This window comes from Streptomyces sp. NPDC057445, assembly GCF_042802855.1.
Classification (GTDB): domain Bacteria; phylum Actinomycetota; class Actinomycetes; order Streptomycetales; family Streptomycetaceae; genus Streptomyces.
The window spans coordinates 227,129-248,481 of the sequence record NZ_JBHVDH010000007.1 but is presented as its reverse complement, the minus strand read 5'-3'; the positions used below and the strand labels follow the sequence as shown (position 1 = coordinate 248,481).

The 21,353-nt window shown below is 71.5% G+C and carries 19 protein-coding genes; 11 read left to right on the top strand and 8 right to left on the bottom strand.

Annotation, left to right across the window (positions count from 1 at the left end; translation table 11 throughout):
* Positions 1-351: 351 nt before the first annotated feature.
* The 3 genes from ACFU5O_RS18555 to ACFU5O_RS18545 are packed head-to-tail and all read right to left on the bottom strand — an operon-like array spanning position 352 to position 3,522.
* Complete coding sequence (locus ACFU5O_RS18555) at positions 352-1,956, bottom strand: transporter (protein WP_384241553.1); 1,605 nt, start codon at positions 1,954-1,956, stop codon at positions 352-354.
* On the bottom strand, positions 1,953-2,780 hold the full coding sequence (locus ACFU5O_RS18550) for an ABC transporter ATP-binding protein (protein WP_384241551.1): 828 nt from the start codon (positions 2,778-2,780) through the stop codon (positions 1,953-1,955). The genes ACFU5O_RS18555 and ACFU5O_RS18550 overlap by 4 nt, the downstream gene beginning before the upstream one ends.
* A 40-nt stretch (positions 2,781-2,820) precedes the next feature.
* Positions 2,821-3,522 carry a bifunctional DNA primase/polymerase gene (locus ACFU5O_RS18545; RefSeq protein ID WP_384241717.1) on the bottom strand — a complete coding sequence of 234 codons (702 nt, stop codon included), beginning with the start codon at positions 3,520-3,522 and terminating at the stop codon, positions 2,821-2,823.
* A 268-nt stretch (positions 3,523-3,790) separates the two neighbouring features.
* Between ACFU5O_RS18545 and ACFU5O_RS18540 the strand changes: the two genes are divergently transcribed.
* Together ACFU5O_RS18540 and ACFU5O_RS18535 are read left to right on the top strand one after the other, a co-directional pair.
* Positions 3,791-5,173: a transcriptional regulator gene (locus ACFU5O_RS18540; RefSeq protein ID WP_384241548.1), complete on the top strand. Its 1,383-nt coding sequence runs from the start codon at positions 3,791-3,793 to the stop codon at positions 5,171-5,173.
* A 155-nt stretch (positions 5,174-5,328) separates the two neighbouring features.
* Positions 5,329-6,738, top strand: coding sequence for a hypothetical protein (locus ACFU5O_RS18535; protein WP_384241547.1), 1,410 nt, complete (start codon positions 5,329-5,331; stop codon positions 6,736-6,738).
* 838 nt (positions 6,739-7,576) lie between these two features.
* Here ACFU5O_RS18535 and ACFU5O_RS18530 read toward each other — a convergent pair.
* On the bottom strand, positions 7,577-8,869 hold the full coding sequence (locus ACFU5O_RS18530; protein WP_384241545.1) for an ABC transporter substrate-binding protein: 1,293 nt from the start codon (positions 8,867-8,869) through the stop codon (positions 7,577-7,579).
* A gap of 220 nt (positions 8,870-9,089) precedes the next feature.
* Here ACFU5O_RS18530 and ACFU5O_RS18525 point away from each other — a divergent pair, with 220 nt between their 5' ends.
* Together ACFU5O_RS18525 and purU are read left to right on the top strand one after the other, a co-directional pair.
* A complete protein-coding gene (locus tag ACFU5O_RS18525; RefSeq protein WP_384241715.1) occupies positions 9,090-9,536 on the top strand; it encodes a hypothetical protein in 447 nt (148 codons plus the stop codon).
* A gap of 46 nt (positions 9,537-9,582) precedes the next feature.
* Positions 9,583-10,434 (top strand): formyltetrahydrofolate deformylase, encoded by an 852-nt coding sequence (gene purU, locus ACFU5O_RS18520; RefSeq protein WP_384241542.1) that lies wholly within the window; start codon positions 9,583-9,585, stop codon positions 10,432-10,434.
* A 29-nt stretch (positions 10,435-10,463) separates the two neighbouring features.
* Here the strand turns inward: purU and ACFU5O_RS18515 are convergent, their stop codons facing one another.
* Together ACFU5O_RS18515 and ACFU5O_RS18510 are read right to left on the bottom strand one after the other, a co-directional pair.
* Complete coding sequence (locus ACFU5O_RS18515; protein ID WP_384241540.1) at positions 10,464-11,741, bottom strand: maleylpyruvate isomerase N-terminal domain-containing protein; 1,278 nt, start codon at positions 11,739-11,741, stop codon at positions 10,464-10,466.
* On the bottom strand, positions 11,738-12,316 hold the full coding sequence (locus tag ACFU5O_RS18510) for a sigma-70 family RNA polymerase sigma factor (RefSeq protein WP_384241538.1): 579 nt from the start codon (positions 12,314-12,316) through the stop codon (positions 11,738-11,740). Before ACFU5O_RS18510 ends, ACFU5O_RS18515 begins: the two co-directional genes overlap by 4 nt.
* A gap of 180 nt (positions 12,317-12,496) precedes the next feature.
* Between ACFU5O_RS18510 and ACFU5O_RS18505 the strand changes: the two genes are divergently transcribed.
* Together ACFU5O_RS18505 and ACFU5O_RS18500 are read left to right on the top strand one after the other, a co-directional pair.
* Positions 12,497-12,871, top strand: coding sequence for an STAS domain-containing protein (locus tag ACFU5O_RS18505; protein WP_384241713.1), 375 nt, complete (start codon positions 12,497-12,499; stop codon positions 12,869-12,871).
* Positions 12,872-12,926: 55 nt separating this feature from the next.
* Complete coding sequence (locus ACFU5O_RS18500) at positions 12,927-13,439, top strand: EF-hand domain-containing protein (RefSeq protein ID WP_384241535.1); 513 nt, start codon at positions 12,927-12,929, stop codon at positions 13,437-13,439.
* Here ACFU5O_RS18500 and ACFU5O_RS18495 read toward each other — a convergent pair.
* Positions 13,423-14,988 carry a class I adenylate-forming enzyme family protein gene (locus ACFU5O_RS18495; RefSeq protein ID WP_384241533.1) on the bottom strand — a complete coding sequence of 522 codons (1,566 nt, stop codon included), beginning with the start codon at positions 14,986-14,988 and terminating at the stop codon, positions 13,423-13,425. The two genes, ACFU5O_RS18500 and ACFU5O_RS18495, sit on opposite strands and share 17 nt — an antisense overlap.
* Positions 14,989-15,118: 130 nt before the next feature.
* On the opposite strand from ACFU5O_RS18495, the gene ACFU5O_RS18490 reads away from it, so the two are divergent.
* The 4 genes from ACFU5O_RS18490 to ACFU5O_RS18475 all read left to right on the top strand — a co-directional run bounded on the left by ACFU5O_RS18490 (position 15,119) and on the right by ACFU5O_RS18475 (position 19,228).
* Positions 15,119-16,312, top strand: a complete 1,194-nt coding sequence (locus ACFU5O_RS18490) for an amidohydrolase family protein (RefSeq protein WP_384241531.1) — start codon at positions 15,119-15,121, stop codon at positions 16,310-16,312.
* 27 nt (positions 16,313-16,339) lie between these two features.
* The gene (locus ACFU5O_RS18485) at positions 16,340-17,473 is read left to right on the top strand and encodes an acyl-CoA dehydrogenase family protein (RefSeq protein WP_384241529.1); all 1,134 of its coding nucleotides are present in this window, start codon (positions 16,340-16,342) and stop codon (positions 17,471-17,473) included.
* Between the two features lies 1 nt (position 17,474).
* Positions 17,475-18,362, top strand: a complete 888-nt coding sequence (locus tag ACFU5O_RS18480; protein ID WP_384241526.1) for an acyl-CoA dehydrogenase family protein — start codon at positions 17,475-17,477, stop codon at positions 18,360-18,362.
* Positions 18,363-18,739: 377 nt separating this feature from the next.
* Positions 18,740-19,228, top strand: a complete 489-nt coding sequence (locus ACFU5O_RS18475) for an ATP-binding protein (protein WP_384241524.1) — start codon at positions 18,740-18,742, stop codon at positions 19,226-19,228.
* A 78-nt stretch (positions 19,229-19,306) separates the two neighbouring features.
* Here the strand turns inward: ACFU5O_RS18475 and ACFU5O_RS18470 are convergent, their stop codons facing one another.
* Positions 19,307-20,242 carry a cyclase family protein gene (locus ACFU5O_RS18470; protein WP_384241522.1) on the bottom strand — a complete coding sequence of 312 codons (936 nt, stop codon included), beginning with the start codon at positions 20,240-20,242 and terminating at the stop codon, positions 19,307-19,309.
* Between the two features lie 99 nt (positions 20,243-20,341).
* Here ACFU5O_RS18470 and ACFU5O_RS18465 point away from each other — a divergent pair, with 99 nt between their 5' ends.
* Complete coding sequence (locus tag ACFU5O_RS18465; RefSeq protein ID WP_384241520.1) at positions 20,342-21,247, top strand: SDR family oxidoreductase; 906 nt, start codon at positions 20,342-20,344, stop codon at positions 21,245-21,247.
* Positions 21,248-21,353 lie beyond the last annotated feature (106 nt).

Below are 21,353 nucleotides of genomic sequence, written 5' to 3'. Positions count from 1 at the left end.
ATGGACAGCCTTCATTGGTCCAATGGGGAACGATCAGATGACCTGCATGTTTCCGAATCTGGTTCGATCTTGGAGCACTCGCTCGTAGGCCCGTTCGACCGGAAAGTGTCGGCCTGTGCCTCATCCGTTCAGGGTTCTGAATGACCCGCGCATATTCAGCGTGTTCGCGGCCGCGGCGGACGGGGGCGATTGCAATGCGGGCTTCACCGCCTGCTCTCCGGCAGGCCCCCGCCGGTTCGAAGTCCGTACGGGCCGTTCCCCGCGCACACATGGGGAACGCGACCTTCACGTCATCTCCCTGAGAGGCGGCACCGGCCGACCGCTGCCGGGTGGTCGCGAACGCCGGGCGGTTCAGCCCTTGCTGACCGCCGTCAGGATCTCCGGGAGTCGCTGCGCCGTCTGCGGCGCGGCCACCCGCAGGCCGCCCCACGCCACGACCCCGCCGTAGGCGATCCCGGCCGGCAGCAGACTCCACAGCGCCGACTCCGCGTTGGAGGCGTTCAGCCAGATCGTGAGCGCGATCACCGGCGCGCAGAGCAGAGCCGAGGCGATCATTCCGCCGAAGACGGAGATCCAGGCCAGCCCGCCCTGCCCGGGCGCGACGTTCTTGTACGCGCTGTCCTGCGGGATCGAGTACGGGAAGCGCGCCGACGCCACCGCACCCGTCGCCAGCATCGCCCCCAGCAGCGCCACCGCGATCCCGAGCGCCTCCGGCAGCGCCTTCCAGTTGCCCAGCACGGCCGCCGTGACGATCGTGACCAGCACGGTGTACGGAAGCGTGATCAGCAGCAACGCCAGCGCGCGGGCACGCAGTTCGAGGTAGGCGTCCCGGGACGTCGAGATCGTCTGCGCGACCATCCAGAACGCTGAGGTGTCCTGCCCGAACTGGTTGTACATCTGGATGCCGAGCATCCCGGAGGCGAAGCACGCGAAGTAGACCGAGCCCGTCCCCTGCAGCGCGTTGAACAGCGGCACGATCATGCCGATGACCAGTGCGGTCACCCATGCCGTCTTGGTCTTCGGATCGCGCCAGATGTAGCGCAGGCTGCGCTGCATGACCGTGCCGGTACGGCCGCCCGGCAGCAGCCGGTGCAGTCCGGTGGAGGACGCGCGGCGGTCGGGCTCCGACGCGGCGGCGAGCGTCGAACCGTCCGGACTGGTCATCAGCCGCGTCAGGCTGTGCTGCCAGACGTACAGCAGGACACCCAGCGCGGCCACGCCGAGCGCCAGCTGCGCGAGCGCCGTACCGTACGAGCCCGCGCTCGCCGAGTCGACGGCGCCGATCGCGGACGCCGGCGGGATCCAGCGCACCACCGAGGCCACCGGTTCCAGTGCTTCCAGCCCGCCGGCCGCACCGATCCGCTGGGCGCCGAAGTTCGCGAACTGGATGCCGACCGCGATCACCAGACCGCTCAGCACCGCAAGGTCCCGGCCCTTGCGGCTCGTCAGCAGCCGGATGTTGGCGGCTGCGACCGCTCGCGCCAGGGCCACGCACACCAGCAGCGCCAGCGGTACGGCGACCACCGCCACGAGCACCGCGCCCGCCCCGTGCGCGAGCGCCAGCGCGCCGCCCACCGCCAGGCAGAGCGTGAACAGGGGGCCGATCCCCACCAGCGAGGCCACCAGCAGCGCGGAGACGAGTGGACGCGGTCGCAGCGGCAGCATCACCAGCCGGGTCGGGTCGAGGGTCTCGTCGCCGCTCGGGAAGAACAGCGGCATGAACGCCCAGCCCAGGGCGAGCACACCGACCAGCAGCACCACCAGCGTCGCGGCGCTCTCCTCGCCGCGCAGCATGATCAGCCCGAAGAGCTGTCCGGCCGCGAAGAGCAGCGCCACGACGGCCGAGGCGATGAAGGCGGCCCTGCGGCCCGACGACTGACGCAACCCGTTGGCGAGCAAGGACAGTTTGAGCCGTACGAACACGGCGGTCAGGGAACCGGTGGCCGCAGTCGTCATCGGGCACCGCCGCCCAGCCAGTCCAGCGAGTGCCCGGCGTCGCGGCCGCTCGCCCCGACCAGCTCCAGGAAGGCGTTCTGCAGCGACGACGCCGTACCCCGTACCTCCTCCAGCGTGCCCTGCGCCCGGATCCGGCCGGCCGCCATCACCGCGACCCAGTCGCACAGCGATTCCACCAGTTCCATCACATGGCTGGAGAAGACGACGGTCGCCCCCGACGCGGTGTACCGCTCGAGGACCCCGCGGATCGTCTGCGCCGACACCGGGTCCACACCCTCGAAGGGCTCGTCCAGGAACAGCACCTGGGGGTTGTGCAGCAGAGCCGCCGCCAGACCGATCTTCTTGCGCATACCGGTCGAGTAGTCGACGACCAGCTTGTGCTGCGCGCCCGCGAGATCGAGTACTCCGAGAAGCTGCGCCGCCCGCCTGTCGACCTCCTCGCCCGGCAGGCCGCGCAACCGGCCCGTGTAGGCGAGCAGTTCGCGACCGGACAGCCGGTCGAAGAGCCGAAGTCCCTCGGGCAGTACGCCGATCCTGGCCTTGACCTCGACGGGGTCCCGCCACACGTCGTGGCCGACGACCTCGACGCGGCCCTGGTCGGGGCGGAGCAGTCCGGTCACCATCGAAAGCGTCGTCGTCTTGCCGGCGCCGTTCGGCCCGACCAGGCCGATGAACTTGCCCGCCGGCAGCGTCAGATCGATGCCCGCGACGGCGACCTGCTCACCGAACCGCTTCCAGAGTCCCTGGACGACAACGGCGGGCGGCGCCGGTTCCGGCGTATCGCCCGCCCCTTGTGCACCGTGGCCCGATGTCTGGTCCGGCATGGTGTGCCGCCTTCCGTTGTCCCCGTTCTGCGGGACAACCTTACGAGCGGCGGATCCGCCCGGCGGCGGCGTCCCGCCCGCACGCGTAGGCCAGCGGGCTGATGAGCTCCTCCGCGTCCGGCAGCCAGCGGTTCGCGACGGTCGGGCGGCGGGCCCACTGCACCGCGCCACGGCCGCCGATCCGGGTGGGCGGCGCCGCGACGTAGTGGCCCTCGCCACGCGCCACCAGATCGATCGAACTGGGCGCCCAGCCCAGCTTCCTGACCAGCTCCGGGACCTTCACGGCCGCGCCCGGCAGGACGAAGAACAGCATGCGGCGATCCGGGGTGCAGGTCACGGGCCCCAGCGTCAGATCCATCCGCTCCATCCTCGCGAGGGCGAGAAAACCGGCGGATTCCGGGACATCCAGCGCGTCGAACGTCCGCCCCGTGGGCAGCAGGATCGAGGCCTTCGGCTGCTTCGCCCACAGCCGCCGCGCGGCGACGGCGCTGCCGGTCGCCTGGCTCGCCCAGTCCGGGCGCGCGGCGTGCGCCCCCGGCGCCTCGCACGAGGACGCGCCGCACGAGCACCGCTCCGCGCCCTCCACGGCCTCCAGCCAGGTGCCGGGAAACACGTCCCAGTGGCGCTCCTCCGCGTACCGCACGGCACTGTCCAGCAGCTGCTCGCCACGCTGTTTGGGGATCAGTCCGGTTTCCGGAATCCCGATGGATCCGCCGGTTGACGCTTCGATCGTCTCTTCGATGGTCTCGTCCACGATGAACTCAACTCCCGCCGAGGGTGCGGGTTACGGGCGCGCACGGGCGGCGGCGTGGCGCATCGATCCTGCATTTGGGGCGCATGGGTGCATGGGCGGGGGCGCGCGTGCGGCCGGTGCCCGGTGGGCGGGTAGCTCCTTGCGATGTAGCGGCATTCACCCGTAAACGTCCGAGCTCATCGGCATTCTCCGGATTACCACCGGGAAGTGATCAGTCCAAGATCACGGTCCGAACGGTCCGGTACAGGGGGTAGTCATGGCAGCGAGGCCACTTGTCGCCCGTCAGCCGAACGAACGGCTGCAGGCGCTCATCCAGGAAGCCGCGTGTTCCAACGCCGGGCTGGCCCGCCGGGTCAACATGGTCGGTGCGGAGCGCGGGCTGGATCTGCGCTACGACAAGACATCCGTGGCGCGCTGGCTGCGCGGGCAGCAGCCGCGCGGCCGGGCCCCAGGAATCATCGCGGAGGCACTGGGCCGCAAACTGGGGCGTACGGTGACGATCGACGAGATCGGCATGGCCAACGGCAAGAACCTCGCGTCGGGCGTCGGGCTGCAGTTCGCGCCGACCGTGCTCGGGGCGATCGAGCAGGTCTGCGAGCTGTGGCGCAGCGACGTGGGCCGACGCGACTTCCTGTCCGGTTCGACGGTCGCGGCGTCGGCGCTCGTCGAGCCGAGCCGGGACTGGCTGATCACCGGCGCGGACGCGCAGGTCGCGCGTACGGCGGGATCGCGGGTGGGCGTCTCGGACGTCGAAGCCGTGGAGGCGATGACGCAGGCGCTGAAGACACTGGATCACCGGTTCGGCTCCGGGCATGTGCGCCCGGTCGTCGTCCACTACCTCAACAGCGTGGTGTCCGGGCTGCTTTCCGGCTCCTATCGGGAGCCGGTGGGCCGCCGGCTCTTCGCGGCCGTCGCCCGTCTGACCGAACTCGCCGGATACATGGCGGTGGACACCGGCCAGCCCGGGCTCGCGCAGCGCTACTACATCCAGGCCCTGCGGCTGGCGCAGGCCGCCGGGGACAGGGCGTACGGCGGATACGTACTGGCGGCCTCGATGAGCCACCTCGCGGCGCAGCTCGGCAACCCGAGGGAGATCGCGCAGCTCGCGCGGGCCGCCCAGGAAGGGGCGCGGGGGCAGGTGACACCACGGGCGGAGGCGATGTTCTACGCGGCCGAGGCGCGCGGCCACGCCCTGCTGGGCGACGCCCGGGCCTGCCACGAGGTCGCCGGCAAGGCCGTGGTGGCACTGGACCTCGCCGACCCGGAGTCCGGGGACGACCCGGCCTGGATCGCTCATTTCGACCAGGCGTATCTCGCCGACGAGCTGGCGCACTGCCACCGCGACCTGGGCCAGGCGGACGCGGCGGCCCGCCGCGCCGCCGACTCCCTGGAGGGCCACCCCGAGTCCCGCACCCGGCGCCGCGCCATCGGACTGCTGCTGCTGGCGACGGCCCAGGTGCAGCAGCGCGAGGTCGAGGAGGCCTGTCACACCGGCACACGCGCGGTCGAACTGCTCGGGACGCTGCGCTCGAGCCGGAGCGTGGAGTACCTGGAGGACCTTCAGCACCGGCTCGAGCCGTTCGTGGACGAGCCGGCGGTACGCGAGTTCGGGGCGAGGGTGGAGCTGCAGGCGGCATAGGCGACGGCCCGGCCCGGGGCCCTCGGCGCACCGGGCTCCCCTCAACAGCGTCTTGGGAGGTGTTCTTGTTACGGGCACCACACGTGTGTGCGGATGCGCTCACCCACCCGGTAGCGTGAACCGACGTTCCCGTAGGTTCACGTCTAGGAGTCCCGGTGACACGAAGCGGACAGGGTGACGAGGCGCGGCTTCCCGCTGCGCGGCCCGCGCACGAAGGTGTCGTGCTGCCCGCAGACGGCAGCGAGCCCTGGATCCCCGGTGTCAGCGGAGAACAGGTCGCCCCGGCGGGCGGAACGCCCTGGGGAGACCCGTGGGGCCCGGCGCAGGGGGCGCACGGGGGGCAGGGACAGCAGCAGGTTCCCGGGCAGCCCGCGCCGTACGCGCAGCCCCTGCCGCCGCAGCAGGCCGCGCAGCCGCTGCCGCCCTACGACAACGGGTCCGGGGCCGGAGCCCCACCGGTCCAGTACGGGCAGCCGGGGCAGCAGCCCCCGTACGCGCAGCCGGCCGACGCGGACGCCACGCAGTACATCGCCCCGGTCCCGCCCACCGCGGGTGCCCTTCCGCCCGAGACCCCCGCCGAGTCGACGCAGTTCCTCGGACTGCGGCCTTCCGCCGGGGGAGGCGATGCGGACGCCACCCAGTTCCTGCCCCCCGTGCCCGCCGGGCAGGTGCCCGCCCAGCCGAACGGCGCCCCGTACGGGCTCCGCCCCGGCGCGCCGGGCGACCGGCAGCCTCCCGCGGAGTTCGACAACCTCTTCCGCAGCGAGGGCCCGACGAACCCGCCGGGCGCGACCCAGCATCTGCCGCGATTCGCGGCCGCGCCCGCGCCCGCGTCGGCGCCTCAGCAGCAGTACGGGCAGCAGCAGTACGGACAGCAGCAGTACGCGCCCGCGCCCGAGCCGGCGCACTACGCCCCCGCGTCGGACGGGCCACAGCGCCGTCCCAGCCGGGTACCGCTGATCGCGGCGGTCGTCGTCGGGTGTGCCGTACTGGGTCTCGGCGTCAGCGCCCTGATGTTCGGCGGCGGGGACGAGAGCAAGGGCGACGACAAGACGGTCGCCGCAGCGACGTCGCCCGCGCCCGGTGCCACGACGCAGGGCGCCGCCGACCCGGCGAAGGCCCAGGCCGAGGCGCTCGACAAGCTCCTCGCGGACAGCAACGACAGCCGCGCCGCGGTGATCCGCTCCGTCGAGTCGATCAAGAGCTGCAAGAACCTCGACCAGGCGGCCGGTGATCTCCGCGGCGCCGCGGAGCAGCGGCGGGGCCTTGTGACCCGCCTGGAGGGCCTGACCGTCGACAAGCTCGCCGACAACGAGGAACTCACCGGCGCGCTCACCAAGGCATGGGAGGCCTCCGCGCGGGCCGACGACCACTACGCGGAGTGGGCGGGCCAGGTGGACGGCAAGAAGGGCTGCCGCGGCGGCAAGGCGCGTCAGACGGGCCAGTCGGCCGCCGGCAACCGGGCGAGCGGCGATGCGACCACGGCCAAGCGGGAGGCGGCGGGCCTCTGGAACACGATCGCCGGCACGTACGGCCTGACGAAGCGCGAGGCCACGCAGCTCTGACGGTCCGCGTGTTCGCGTGCGCGGGCGGTTCGGGTGAGGTTGTCGTGGTTGACGGTGCCGTGTTGGTTGGCCGGTGTGTCCGTCCTCAATCGCCGGACGGGCTTGGTGTGCGGGCCGGTGCCGTGACTGCGGCCGGTGTGTCCGTCCTCAATCTCCCCCAGACTTCGTCCGGGGGGACCCCCAACGGGCTCAGGTGGTCGGGGTCGGCCCGGACCGGGTGGTGGGCGTTGGGGGCCGTTCCGGGGCTCGCATCCGGGACGGCATGATTTACGGCGCGCTGACCGGCACCTCAAAGGACAGCGCCCGCGCCGCGCCACAAATCACGCTTTAGTGTCCCGGACACGACCCCTCCACGGCCCCCCTCGGGGCGGGTGGTGGTGGGCCGATCGCCGTGTGTCGGGTGAACCATCCACCGGGCGGCAGTCGGCAACGCTGCCGGGGCGGGGCCGTGCAGGGTCGGCCCCGCAGGGGACGGCGGAACTGCTGGTTGCCTGCGAGGTGGGCGGTACGCCGCCGTCCCCGAGGAGTCGAGCCCGGAGGGGCCCCGCCCCACCACCCCCAGCCTGTTGGGGGTCCCCCCGGACGAAGTCTGGGGGAGTTTGAGGACGGACACCCCGGCCGCGGTCACGGCACAGGCCAACCCCGTACACCCAGCCTGTCCGGCGTTTGAGGACGGACACCCCGGCCGCGGTCACGGCACAGGCCAACCCCGTACACCCAGCCTGTCCGGCGTTTGAGGACGGACACACCGGCCAACCAACACGGCACAGGCCAACCACGACAACCCCGCCCGCACCGCGCAGCGGACCCGCACCGTCAACCACGACAACCGAAAGCCTCACGCCGTAGGCGTGTCCCGCATGGTCGTCGTGACGTCCACGAAGCCCTGCTTCTGAGCCACCAGCCGTCCCTCCCGCACGACCTGGAACGTGACGCTACGGTTGACCACGCGAGGGAAGCCCGGCGTGCCCAGCATGTCCTCGAAGCGCCACCGGAGGGTCGGCGTGAGGCCGCCGGTGTCGACGCGGACACCGCCGTCGAGTGCGTGGGCGACCGCGCCGGGGGTGATCTCCGGCCGGTGCAGGGACTCGATGACCTTCCTCAGGACGGTGTACGCGATCCACGTGGTCTGCACGCCCGCGTCCGCCGCGTCGATCCGGTTGTCGCCGAAGGCGTGTTCACGGATCACGTCGCGCATGATCCCCCACCGGGTGTCCCCCGCGTCCGGGTACCAGCCGGTCATGTACGCGCCTTCGAAGGGACCGTTCGCCCCGCCCGTCCGGTCGATCAGCGGCTGGCCGACGGAGCTCAGGACCGAGGAGATCCGGACGTCCTCACCCTCGCTGTCCCGGAGCCGCCGGAAGGAGTCGAAGAACGTCTCCGTGCGTTCGCCGAGGACGGCCGTGACGCAGCCGTCCGCGTTCCCCGCGTCGTTGAGCGCCTCCTCCGCCTTCGCCGTGTACTCGGTGGAGTCCTCCGCCGCCTTGATGTCGGTGGAGGGCTTGCCCCGGCCCTCGGACAGTCCGGCGTTCAGCAGCAGGGGCAGATCGTCGCCCGTGACGGTGTCGGGGCGGACCAGGGACACCTTCCGGCAGCTGTTGGAGAGCTGCCTGCCGTTGCCTGCGAGGAGCGCCGCCTGCCCGCCGTTGACGGGGTAGGAGAGATAGCTGGTGAACTCTTCCTCGGAGACGCCGAAGCCGCCGATGTACGGGATGCCCGCCGCCTCGAGCGGCGCCATGAAGGCCCGGCCGTGCTGGCTGTACGAGCCGACGACCGCGGCGGCGTTCTCCTTCGCCGCCCGCCGGGCGCACGCGGCGGCTCCCGCCGGGGAGTTGTGCTCGTTGCAGGTGAGGATGCGCAGTTCGTGGCCGTCGATGCCGCCACGTGAGTTGACGTACCGGGCGTAGGCCTGCGCCATGGCGGGCATTCCCGGCATGTTGGTCGCCTTGGTTTCATCCGGGGCGAAAGTCATCACGGTGACGGGCTCCCTGGAATCCCCCGAGGTACCAGGGAGCACACCGCAGCCGGCGAGCGAGGCTCCGACCGCCGCCATACAGGCCGCCATGGATATGGAGAGGGCCGTTTTGGTCCTGTAGGGGCGGGGGGAGGAGGAGCGTCGCCAGCCGGTCATGACCCCGTACATTTCCGTCCCAGGGGTAACGCTGCAGTGTGCAGAGTTCAACACGGGGTGACGGCAAGGTGAATTGCGGGCGTCTGGGATCGTCGGGATGTGGAGAACGTACGATCGAGCCTGCAAGCTCGGAAAACGTCCTCTGGCGGAGCTCGCAACGACCGAGCTCACGAGGTGAACGTCAATGAACTCTTCCCGCCGTGGCCGTCGCTCCCCCACCATGGGCGACATGCCGCTCAACGACATGCCCTGGTGGCGCTGGCGCAGCAATGTGCGCTCGGCGCTGCACATGCTTTCCGACCCCGTCTTCCACCAGGAAACCTGGCTGGCAGGTCACGAGGGGTACGGCGATGTCACCGACGCCGTCTACCGGCTGGTCGAGGACACCTGGCTGGACAACTGGTCTGCCGAGAAGTACGTCGGGACGATCTTCCGGGACTCCGGGGAGGCCGCCCTCGTGGACGTGGCCGTGCTGCGGGTGCTGAGGATCATGCACCAGGTGGGCCCGGACGCGCGGGTGTCGGCGTACATGGAGCACCACGGATGGCCGGAGGCGGTGCGGGCCGCGCGCGAGGCGCACGTACGCCTGGCGACGAACGACGGGGAGGACCCGGATGCGCCGCCGCGCACGCTGGAAGTGCTGCGGATAATGACCCGGTCCGCCTGACGGACGCGGGCCGTTCGAGCCCCGTGGGGTGTGGCACCCTACGAGGATGACCGACCAGTACGTCCTCACGCTCTCCTGCCCCGACAAGCAGGGCATCGTGCACGCAGTCTCCAGCTATCTCTTCATCACCGGCTGCAACATCGAGGACAGTCAGCAGTTCGGGGACCGGGACACGGGTCTGTTCTTCATGCGGGTCCACTTCTCGGCCGATGCGCCCGTGACCGTGGACAAACTGCGGGCCGGCTTCGCCGCCGTGGGGGACTCGTTCGGGATGGACTGGCAGATCCACCGCGCGGAGGAGCGCATGCGGATCGTGCTGATGGTCAGCAAGTTCGGCCACTGCCTGAACGATCTGCTCTTCCGGAACAGGATCGGCGCGCTGCCGGTGGAGATCGCGGCGGTCGTCTCCAACCACACCGACTTCGCCGAACTGGTCGCGTCGTACGACATCCCCTTCCACCACATTCCGGTGACGAAGGACACAAAGGCCGAGGCGGAGGCCCGGCTGCTGGAGCTGGTGCGCGAGGAGCGGGTGGAGCTGGTGGTGCTCGCCCGCTACATGCAGGTCCTCTCCGACGACCTCTGCAAGGAGCTGAGCGGCCGGATCATCAACATCCACCACTCCTTCCTCCCGAGCTTCAAGGGCGCGAAGCCCTACCACCAGGCCCATGCGCGTGGCGTCAAGCTGATCGGTGCGACCGCCCACTATGTGACGGCCGACCTGGACGAGGGCCCGATCATCGAGCAGGAGGTCGAGCGCGTCGGTCACGACATGACGCCGGAGCAGCTGGTGGCGATCGGTCGTGACGTGGAGTGCCAGGCGCTGGCACGTGCGGTGAAGTGGCACGCGGAACACCGGATCCTCCTGAACGGGCGCCGCACGGTGGTCTTCGCGTAGCGCCTCTTGCCGGAAGGCGTCGGCCGCGCTCAGATCCGGGACAGCGACGCCGCCGCGAACAGCACATCGCGGATGGCCTCGCGGTCGCCGTCCTGGCCCGCCGCCGCTTCGGCGGGGGAGACATGACCGGCGACGAGCCGGCAGAACTCGACCGAGTCGAGGGCGACCTGGGCCACCGCGTGGGCGGGGTCGCCGAGGGCGGCGGGGGAGTCCAGGGCGATGTACCAGTGGCCTCCGCCCGCGCCTTCCACCTCCAGGTGGAGGGAGCGGCCGGGTGAGCCTGCCGAGACCAGACGGCCGGCGGGTCCCGCGAGACCGGCGCGGCGGCGGGCGGCCAGGGCCACCGGGAGCAGTCGCGCCGCCAGGTCGATCATGTGGCGGAGATGGGCCGCGCTCGGCGGGTCGTACGGATAGTCCACGGCGTCCGCGATGTCCTCCGCGTGCACCCAGCACTCGAAGGCACGGTCGAGCAGCGAGTCCCGCAGCGGCAGCGCGAAGTCGCCGTACGAGACGGAAAGATCGGCGGCCCCGCGGCCGGCGAAGGACACGGTCCGCACGAGCGTGTGGCTCTGGTCGCGCCAGGGCCCGCGGATCGCCCGGGTGGGCGGGAAGTGCCCTGAGCGCCAGTACTGCTCGGTGCGCTCGGACGGGGAGCGGGGCGAGGCGTCGCCGGCCGGGTCGTCGAGGCCGAGGGCCGATGCGACCAGCCCGTCCACGGACATCAGGTGGCCGATCACGCCCGCGACGGTCGTCCGGCGGCTCACCGCCTCCCGGCCGTCGAACCATTTCAGGCGCAGTGGTGTGTGCCACTCCGAGTCCCCGATGTCCCGCAGCAGCGCGTCGAGCCGCGCGGTCTCCGCGTCGTACGGCGTCGCCCAGGCGGGCACCGGGATGCGGGCGGGCCGGCGGCCCAGACAGTTCTCCAGCACCCGGGACCGCAGCAGCGGGTCCAGGTCCAGATCGCGGTCGGTGTGCAGCAGCCCGACCGCGTCGCGCAGCCGCAGCGCCTCGTCCGCGCACATGGCGCACTCGGTGAGGTGCGCCTCGACCGCCGCGGTCTCCTCTGCGGAGCAAGCGGTCAGCGCCCACGCGCCGAGCAGGGACTTCAGTACGCCGTGGGGCAGTCGGCGGACGCCTGCGCCCGCCGCCTGGTCCGTGGGCGGAGGCGACGGCAGCACCAGCGGTGGCTCCAGGTCGTCGCCCGCCGCCCGCGGTCCGGGTATGCGCGGCGCCGCGCCCGGTGTGTCCGCGCCGGGTGTGTCCTCGGGCTCGTCCGGACCGCGGCCTCCGTCCAGGGGGCCGCTCACCGTGTGCGTCCGGACGGGGGCGAGCCCTCGAGGATCGGGCGGGTGTTCGCCGTCGACAGCAGCTGCAGGCCCAGCCGGAGCCGCCGCCGGGCCTCGTCCTCCGTGACGCCGAGGTCCGCCGCCGTCTGCCGGTAGTCCCTGCGCTGGAAGTACGCGAGCTCCAGCGCGGCCCGCAGCGGTGCCGGCATCGACGTCACGATGTAGTCCGCGTGAGCGGCGACCGACGCACGGCGCACCTTCTGCTCCAGTTCGTCGGAGGTGCCACCGCCGCTCTCCTCGTGCGCCGCGCACTCCTGCTCACGCAGCCTGCGCACGGCCTGCCGGTGGGTGAGCCGGGCCACCCAGGACCGCATGGAGCCCTGCTTGGGGTCGTAGGCGTCGGGGTTCTCCCACACGTAGCCGAAGACCTCACGGGTGACCTGGTCCGCCGCCGTGTCGTCGTCCAGCACCCGGTGGGCCTGACTGTGCACGAGCGCGGCGAAGCGGTCGTACAGCTCGCCGAGCGCGGCGGCCTCGCCCCGCGCCAGTCGCTGCTGCATCTTCCGGTCCCAGCGGGGTGGTGTGTCCTTTGCCATCCGGCGCCCCCAGCCTCCGCACTCTCGCCCGACTCTCTGCCTGCCGTGCCGTCGTTCCTTCGAATGTAGTGGGCCCTCCCCGGGATCACGCATCTTTGCGGCAAGTACGCCCACCCGGGTTTGACGCCTGCCCGGCTGGGCAGCGGCGCCTGGAAGGAAACCCTCCGGATCGCGGGATGTGTGATGGTCAAGGTCGAAGAGGGCAAGCAGGGTCCCTGGACCGTGCTGCGCATACAGGGCGAGCTCGACCTGGTCAGCTCGCCTCTGGTTCGCCGCCATGTCCATGACGCTGTCGCCGCGGGCCGCCGCGACGTGGTGCTGGACCTGTCCGGGGTGCTGTTCTGCGACTCCAGCGGGGTCGGTGTGCTGATAGCCGCCCGCAGGCTGATGCGCTCCTGCCGGGGCCGGCTGAGGCTGATCCTTCCGGCGAGGGGCGCCGAGGAGGGATCCCATGTGAACCGTGTGCTCGCGGCGCTGGGCGTACGGCGGCTCTTCGACGTGTACGGGGACGTGGCCGCGGCCGTCGACGACGAGGCGCAACCCCTCTCGGCCTAGCCGCCTGTGCCCGGAACATGAGCGCGATGGGGTCCCGGCGTCGTACTCTCCCCGCATGGACAGCGCAGAGTACGAGCGCAAGATCGCGCACCGGTTCGCCGAGTTCGACCAGGACGGCAACGGCTACATCGATCGCGCGGACTTCAGCCAGGCCGCCGCGGCGCTCCTCGCCGAGTTCGGCACGACGGCACGCTCCGACAAGGGTCAGGCCCTCTATTCGGGCGCCGAGGCGTTCTGGCAGGGGATGGCGGGCATCGCCGACGTGGACGGCGATCAGCGGGTCACTCGACAGGAGTTCGTCACGGGCGCGGTGAAGCGTCTGCGTGACAACCCGCACCGTTTCGCGGAGATCGCCCGCCCCTTCCTCCACGCGGTGATCGCCATCGCCGACGAGGACGGCCAGGGCGTCACCCCGACCGGTGCCGAGCGGGTGCTCGGCGTCCTCGGTGTGGAGGCGGAGCGCTGCAAGGCGGTGGCCGCCGCGCTGGACGCCGACGGTGACGGCAGGATCGGCGAGGAGCAGATCCTGGCCGCCTTCGCCGCGTACTACGTCACTCCTGAGCCCTAGGAGCGCCTGGCTCCCCGTCCGCTCCGGCTGCGGCTTCGGCGGTGCCGTCGGCACCGCCGAACCGTTCACGGAGCTTGTACTTCAGCACCTTCCGCAGCGTCTCGTTGCGCGGCAGGGCCTCCACCACCTCCAGCTGCTCCGGAAGCTTGTGGACGGCGAGGCCCGTGCCGCGCAGAAACGCCGTGACCTCGTCCAGCGTCAGCGGCTCCGCGCCGCCGGGCTGCTCGATCACCGCGCAGACCCGCTCGCCGCGCTCGGGGTCGGGCAGGCCGATCACCGCCGCGTCGCCGACGCCCGGGTGCTCGTGCAGCAGGTCCTCGACCTCTTTGGCCGAGATGTTCTCGCCCTTCCTGATGATGACGTCCTTGAGGCGGCCGGTGAGGACGAGATGGCCGGACCCGGTGAGGTGTCCGAGGTCCCCGGTGATCAGGAAGCCGTCCGCGTCGAAGACGGCGGCGGTCTGCTCGGGGTCCAGATATCCGCGGCAGACGGCCTCGCCGCGCAGCCGCACCTCTCCGTCGACGATCCGGATCTCCATGCCCTCCGGCGGCCGGCCCTCGGTCGTGGCGAGATTCTCGGCGGTGTCGTCCGGTGTCCCCATGGTGATCATCGGCACTTCGGTCATGCCGTAGCCGTGGGTGAGCTGCACCCCCATCTCACGGACGACGGCGTGGTAGAGCTCCGGGGGCTTCGCCGCGCCTCCGCCCGCCAGCAGCCGCAGGCTGGGGACCACCGGTGTCCCGGGTTGTCTGCGCTGTTCGGCCAGGAACATCGAGTAGAAGGCCGTGGAGCCGCCGGCGGTGGTGACCCCGTGCTTGCGGTAGGTCTCCAGCGCGTCGGGCATCGAGAACTTCTCGAAGAGGACGGCGGGGAAACCGTAGAGCAGCAGCATCACCAGATAGTCCGCGCCGCCGATGTGCGCGAAGGGGAACGCGATCGAGCCGACGTCGTCCGCTGCGAGCCGCAGCGCGTGCGCCAGGCAGGAGCCGCCCGCGATCAGCGAACGGTCGGTGTGCAGCACGCCCTTGGGGTCGGAGGTGGTGCCGGAGGTCCAGTAGATCCAGCGCACGGAGGTGCCTTCGGCCGGAGGGTCCGGCAGTGCCGACGGGTCGCCGTCCGGCAGTTCGTCGTACGCCTCGAAGACGCCGCGCGCGCCGAGCCGCCGCGCCATCTCCGTATGGTCGTGGCCACGCCACTCGCCCGGAACGGCGAAGAACTCCGCCCCCGACGCGCGCAGGGCGTAGCCCACCTCCCGGTCCCGGTAGAAGGGGATGACCGGGGACTGGACGGCGCCGATCCTGGCCAGGGCCCCGGCCAGCAGCACCGTCTCGATCCGGGTGGGCAGCTGCCAGGCGACGACCGTGCCCGGGCGGACCCCGATTCCGTACAGCCCTGCGGCCACCCGTTCGCAGCCGTCCCGCAGTTCGCCGAAGGTGAGGCGCCGGTCGTCCTGGACGAGCACCGGGGCGCGGGGGGTGAGCGAGGCGCGGCGGTCGATGAGCTCCCAGAGGGTGCGGGAGGCGCTCAGGGCGTGTGCGGTGTCGTTCATGTCCCCTCCGGCTCCGGACATAACTGACGGATAGTCAGATCAGTGAGGGAGCGTAGGGCCCTTCGCCTTGTCGGTCCAGGGGTGCGGGGCTAGCCTGCTATCTGACGACCCGTCAGAAGCGGAGGTCCCGATGGAACAGGAACTGCCCCGGATCGTCAGCGTCGACGACCATGTGATCGAGCCCGCGCATCTCTTCGAGAGATGGCTGCCGGCGAAGTACCGGGACCGCGGGCCCCAGCCGCTCACCGCCGGCATCGGCGAGCTCGTGTACACCGGCGGCAGGTACCGGATCACGATGGACCCGGACGGGCCGCCGACCGACTGGTGGATCTACGAGGACCTCAAGTTCCCGTACAAGCGCAACATCGCCGCCGTCGGCTTCGACCGCGACGACATGACCCTGGAGGGCATCACCCGGGCCGAGATGCGCCGTGGCTGCTGGGACCCGGTGGAGCGGCTCAAGGACATGGACCTCAACCATGTCGAGGCGTCGCTGTGCTTCCCCACCTTCCCCCGCTTCTGCGGACAGACGTTCGCCGAGGCCAAGGACAAGGAGGTCGCGCTCGCCTGTGTCCGCGCCTACAACGACTGGATGGTGGAGGAGTGGTGCGGCGACAGCGGCGGCCGGCTGATCCCGCTCTGCATCATCCCGCTCTGGGACATCGACCTGGCGGTCGCGGAGATCCGGCGCAACGCGGCGCGCGGCGTCAGGGCCGTGACGTTCTCCGAGATCCCCACCCATCTGGGGCTGCCGTCCATCCACTCCGGCCACTGGGACCCGTTCTTCGCGGTCTGCCAGGAGACCGGGACGGTCGTCAACATGCACATCGGGTCGTCCTCCCAGATGCCCGCCGCCTCACCGGACGCGCCGCCGGCCGTGCAGGCGTCGCTGTCCTTCAACAACGCGATGGCGTCGATGATGGACTTCCTCTTCAGCGGGGTGCTGGTGAAGTACCCGGCGCTCAAGCTCGCCTACAGCGAGGGCCAGATGGGCTGGATCCCGTACGCGCTGGAGCGGGCGGACGACGTGTGGGAGGAGCACCGGGCGTGGGGCGGGGTACGGGACCTGATCCCCGAACCGCCGTCCATGTACTACTACCGGCAGATCTTCTGCTGCTTCTTCCGCGACAAGCACGGCATCGCGTCGCTGGACGTGGTGGGGCGGGACAACGCGACCTTCGAGACCGACTACCCGCACGTCGACTCGACCTTCCCGCACACGAAGGAGGTCGCGCTCGACCATGTGAAGGGCCTCGACGACGAGACCGTCCACAAGCTGATGCGGGGCAACGCGATCCGCATGCTGGGTCTGGACCTCGACTGATGGACCTCGACTGATGGACCTCGACTGATGGATCTCGCGTACACGGAAGAGGAACAGTCCTTCGCGGCGCGGCTGCGGGAGTGGCTGGCCGTCGTGCTGCCGAAGCTGCCGCCGAAGCCCTCGCCGGACGACTGGCCGGGGCGGCGGGCGTACGACGCGGGCTGGCAGCGGGCGCTGTACGACGCCGGGTACGCGGATCTCCACTGGGACGCGCCCCCCACCAAGCGGCTGATCTTCCTGGAGGAGACGGAGAGGGCAGGAGCGCCCTACGTGGGCGCCAACTTCGTCGGTCTGCTGCACGCCGGGCCGACGATCGCCGCGGAGGGGACGGCCGGGCAGCGTGAACGGTGGCTGCCGCCGATCCTGCGCGGCGACGAGATCTGGTGCCAGGGCTTCAGCGAGCCGGACGCCGGTTCGGACCTGGCGTCGCTGCGCACGCGGGCGGTGAGGGACGGCGACTTCTACGTCGTGACCGGCTCCAAGATCTGGACCTCGCACGCGGAGGTGGCGGACTGGTGCGAGCTCCTCGTCCGGACGGACCCCGGGGCCCCGAAGCACCGGGGGATCAGCTGGCTGGCCATGCCGATGGACACGCCCGGCGTCACCGTGCGCCCGCTGCGGACGCTCGCGGGCTCCACCGAGTTCGCCGAGGTGTTCCTGGACGAGGTCAGGGTGCCGGTCGCGAACCGGGTCGGCGCCGAGAACGACGGCTGGCGGGTCACGATGGTCACCCTCTCCTTCGAGCGCGGCACGGCCTTCGTCGGCGAGGTCGTCGCCTGCCGCCGCACCCTCGGCGAGCTGGCCCGTACGGCCCGGGAGAACGGCCGGTGGGACGACCCGGAGCTGCGCCGCAGGCTCGGTCGTCTGAACGCGGAGTTCGGCGCCCTGTGGCGGCTCATCCAGTGGAACGTCAGCGAGTCGGCGAGGACGGGCGGCGTACCCGGCACCGGTGGGTCCGTCTTCAAGCTCCGCTATTCCCACGCCCGTCAGGACCTGTACGACACGGCGGCGGACGTGCTCGGTCCGGACGCCCTCGACCTGTCCCGGCAGTGGAGCCTGGACCGCCTCTCCTCGCTGTCGTACACGATCGCGGCCGGCACCTCCCAGATCCAGCGGAACATCGTCGCCGAGCGCCTCCTCGGTCTGCCGAAGGGCCACTGACGTGGACTTCCAACTCAACGACGACCAGCGCGCGTTGCGCACGGGCGTACGCGAGCTCCTGGCGGCCCGCTTCCCGCGCGAAGCGCTGCGCGCCGCGGCCGACGCACCGGGGCCGGCCGCAGGGCTGGACCGGGCCCTGTGGCGTGAGCTCGGGGGCGCCGGATTCTTCGCGCTGCGGCTGCCGGAGGCGGAGGGCGGGGTCGGGCTCGGCCTGCCCGAGGCCGTCCTCGTCTTCGAGGAGGCCGGGCGGGTGCTGCTGCCGGGGCCGCTGGTGGCCACCCATCTCGCGGCCGGGACGGTGCCCGGAGCGGCCACCGGCGAGAGCGTGGTGACCATGACGGACGGTGTGCTCGTGGCATGGCTCGCCGAGGCCGACACGGTGCTGGGGGAATCGGCGGACGCCGTGCCGGTACGGTCCGTCGACCCGCTCACACCGCTGCACCGGCTGCCGGGGCGGACCGTTCCGGCGGCGGGCCCGGCCGCGCCGCCCGCGGCGGTCCTGCTGACCGCCGCGGAACAGGTCGGCTCCGCCGTCCGGACCACCGAGCTGGCCGTCGGGTACGCCAAGGAGCGCGAGCAGTTCGGACGGCCCATCGGCAGCTTCCAGTCGGTCAAGCACCTCTGCGCGCAGATGCTCGTACGGTCCGAACTGGCCCGTACCGCCGTCTACGCCGCCGCCGTCACCGCCGACCCCGTGGAGATCGCGGGAGCCAAGCTCCTCGCCGACGAAGCCGCCGTCCAGGGCGCCCGCGACTGCCTCCAGGTATACGGCGGCATGGGCTTCACCTGGGAGGCCGATGTGCATCTGCATCTCAAGCGTGCCTGGGTGCGGGCCCGGCTGTGGCAGACGGCGGCCCAGGCGGGGGAGGTTCTGGCCGCGGCGCTCTGAGGAGTCACCGTCCGTGCGCGCCGAACGTTGATATCGGGTTGTGTCCTTCGCGGACTCGTCACGGGCCGGAGTCGGGGTCCCCCTCCGGTACGCTCCGTGGGGTGCGAGATGTGTGCTGCCCCGGGGTAGGAGCCCCGAACCTCCGGAGGGCCACCGGTGTGGCCACCGGGGAAGAATGTGCCGCTCGCACAGGGTGTTCGACTCCCCGCAGCGTGCGTCGCACAGTATGCACCACGCATACTCCTTCGCGCTGGAATATGCCCGAAGCGCTTGTTGCGGTGACTGTACGTCAACCATGCTGTGTGGCAAGGAAATCACGTTCCGTGATGGCTTTGAGGCGCGAGGCGATGTGTCCGCCGGTTCGGATGGTGTGAGCGGTGCAGGTGCTTCTGGTTCAGTTGGAGGTCGGCCCGGACCCCGCGGAGGTCGGACGGGCCCGCAGGTGGGCACGTTCGCGGCTCGCCGGTTCCGGGATAGGGGACGACGAGCCGCTGGCGGAGACGCTGGTGCTGCTCATCTCGGAACTGGTCACCAACGCGGTGGTGCACACGGGCTGTCCCGCCGTGCTGCGCATGCTCTTCGGGGCGGGCGCGGCGGAAGCGGGAACGGTACGGGTGGAGGTCGCCGACACGAGCGCCCGCCCGCCGCGGCCGCGCCACGCGGACGGTGACGACACCAACGGCCGTGGCCTCGAGCTGGTGGACGGGCTCGCCGACCGCTGGGGCTGGCAGCCCGAAGGGGCGGGCAAGAGCATCTGGTGCGAGGTTGACCGGTGCGTGGCGCCCCACGCGCCCGCGACCTCCGCGGTGGCACCGGCGGTTCCGGCCGTCACGCTGGGCCTCGCGCCCGGCGCGTACACCGCGTGACGCCGCACCGGCGCGCTTCCGCACCGGCGCTGTGCCGCCGGGTCCCGCCCGGCCGGGCGGGACCCCGGTAGGACAGTCCTACAGCACCGCCACCGGCGCGACCGGCGTCCCTGTGCCGCCCACGAACGGCTCGGGCGTCGCCGACAGGAGGAAGGCGTACCGCCCTTCTTCCGAGCAGGCCGCGGAGAGCTCCTCAAGATCCCAGTTCTGGCCCTGCAGCATGCCCATCTCCACCAGATCCAGGGCGTGCACGGGCAGCCACAGATTCTCGTTCTCCGGCGGGAAGATCTCGAAGGTGAGCGTGTCGTTGGCGACGGCCGCGACATCACGGGCGTGGAACCACTCGGGCGTCCGGACCGAGAGACCCGGTGACGGATAGCCGTATCCGTGCTTGTCGCCGCCGAGATACACCTGTATCTGTCCGGTCCGTACGAGCACCACGTCCCCGGCCCGCACGCGTACACCGGCGAACTCGGCCGCCTCCGACAGGTCTTCGGGCGTGACCGCGTGGTCGCCGGGCAGCCGGTCCACGCCCTTCGCCCGCGCCACATCGAGCAGCACGCCCCGGCTGACGAGCGTCCGGACCTTGTCGATGCCGCTGAAGCGGGCCCCGGTGTGCGCGGTGATGGTGCCGGCCGGACGGCCGTTGTAGATCTTTCCCGAGTGGGAGGCGTGGGTGAGGGCGTCCCAGTGGGTCGCCGCCTGCAGCCCCATCGTCACGGCGTCGTCGCTGGTGGCCACCGTGCCGGGGCCGAACAGCTCCTGGTTGATCTGGACCATGGTGTGCAGAGGGTTGACCCGGCCCGGGATCAGGCCGGTCTGGACGCCGTCCTGCCGGAGAGGGAGGGCGAGCGGCACGCGGCGGCCGGTGCGTATCTCCGCGGCGGCCCGGCGCACCACCTCGTCGGTGATCAGGTTCAGCGTCCCGATCTCGTCGTCGGCGCCCCAACGCCCCCAGTTGTTCACACGTTTGGCGATGTCGTGGAATTCCGGCGGCAGAGTCGGCAGTGACATCGGTCCTCCTGAGGTCCCGGGGTCCTGGGTCTTGTGCTCGGGTGTCCGACCGACCATAGAATCTAACGGTCCGTCAGATATCGCGGGAAGGGGCCGGACGTGGGGAACTTCTTGGCAGGCAAGGCCGTCGCCGTGACGGGCGCCGGGCGGGGCATCGGACGCGCCGTGGCCCTCGCCTGCGCCGCGCAGGGAGCGGAGGTCGTCGTCAACGACTACGGCGTCTCCGTCGAGGGCGGTGAGCCCACGTCGGAGGTCGCAGAGGCCGTGGTCGAGGAGATCGAGGCGGCGGGCGGCCGGGCCGTGGCCGTCGCCGACGACGTCTCGACGATGGCGGGCGGGCAGCGGGTCGTCGACACGGCACTCGCACGGTTCGGGCGGATCGACGGGGTCGTCTGCGTCGCCGGCATCCTGCGCGAGCGCATGCTCTTCAACATGTCGGAGGAGGAGTGGGACCCGGTCGTCGCCACCCATCTGAAGGGCACGTTCACCGTCTTCCGCGCGGCGTCGGCCGTGATGCGCAAGCAGGGCGGCGGGACGCTCATCGGCTTCACCAGCGGCAACCACCAGGGCTCGGTGGCGCAGGCCAACTACTCCGCCGCGAAGGGCGGAATCATCTCGCTGGTGCGCAGCGCCGCACTCGGGCTGCACAAGTACGGGGTCACGGCGAACGCCGTCGCCCCGGTCGCCCGTACCCGTATGTCGGCGAACGTGCCGATGGAACTGAAGGAGATCGGCGAGCCGGAGGACGTGGCGGCACTCGTCGTCTATCTGCTCTCCGACCGTGCCCGGGAGATCACGGGTCAGGTCTACACGATCGCGGGCCCCAAGATCGCGGTGTGGGCCCAGCCGCGGGAACTGCGCGCCGGTTACGCGGAAGGGTCTTGGACACCGGAGAGGATCGCGGACTTCCTGCCGGGCACGGTGGGGACGGACCCGATGCCGATGCTGGACCGGCTGGAGGCGATGGCGAAGGCCGCGGCGTCGGGCGAGCGCCCGAACACCTAGGGTCCTTCGCCCGGCTCAGGCCGGATCAGTGAGCGGGGCCTGGGCGCGCGAGCCCGGCAGGATCCGGACGAGAGGCCCTGGGCGCCCGGCCCGGGGCGGCGCCGCG

Excerpts from the sequence above, each read along its gene's own strand:
- ACFU5O_RS18485 (WP_384241529.1), top strand. The coding sequence starts at position 16,340 with ATGGATCTCGCGTACACGGAAGAGGAACAGTCCTTCGCGGCGCGGCTG.
- ACFU5O_RS18490 (WP_384241531.1), top strand. The coding sequence starts at position 15,119 with ATGGAACAGGAACTGCCCCGGATCGTCAGCGTCGACGACCATGTGATC.
- ACFU5O_RS18510 (WP_384241538.1), bottom strand. The coding sequence starts at position 12,316 with ATGGCAAAGGACACACCACCCCGCTGGGACCGGAAGATGCAGCAGCGA.
- ACFU5O_RS18470 (WP_384241522.1), bottom strand. The coding sequence starts at position 20,242 with ATGTCACTGCCGACTCTGCCGCCGGAATTCCACGACATCGCCAAACGT.
- ACFU5O_RS18530 (WP_384241545.1), bottom strand. The coding sequence starts at position 8,869 with ATGACCGGCTGGCGACGCTCCTCCTCCCCCCGCCCCTACAGGACCAAA.
- ACFU5O_RS18550 (WP_384241551.1), bottom strand. The coding sequence starts at position 2,780 with ATGCCGGACCAGACATCGGGCCACGGTGCACAAGGGGCGGGCGATACG.
- ACFU5O_RS18525 (WP_384241715.1), top strand. The coding sequence starts at position 9,090 with ATGGGCGACATGCCGCTCAACGACATGCCCTGGTGGCGCTGGCGCAGC.
- ACFU5O_RS18540 (WP_384241548.1), top strand. The coding sequence starts at position 3,791 with ATGGCAGCGAGGCCACTTGTCGCCCGTCAGCCGAACGAACGGCTGCAG.
- ACFU5O_RS18495 (WP_384241533.1), bottom strand. The coding sequence starts at position 14,988 with ATGAACGACACCGCACACGCCCTGAGCGCCTCCCGCACCCTCTGGGAG.
- ACFU5O_RS18500 (WP_384241535.1), top strand. The coding sequence starts at position 12,927 with ATGGACAGCGCAGAGTACGAGCGCAAGATCGCGCACCGGTTCGCCGAG.
- purU (WP_384241542.1), top strand. The coding sequence starts at position 9,583 with ATGACCGACCAGTACGTCCTCACGCTCTCCTGCCCCGACAAGCAGGGC.
- ACFU5O_RS18555 (WP_384241553.1), bottom strand. The coding sequence starts at position 1,956 with ATGACGACTGCGGCCACCGGTTCCCTGACCGCCGTGTTCGTACGGCTC.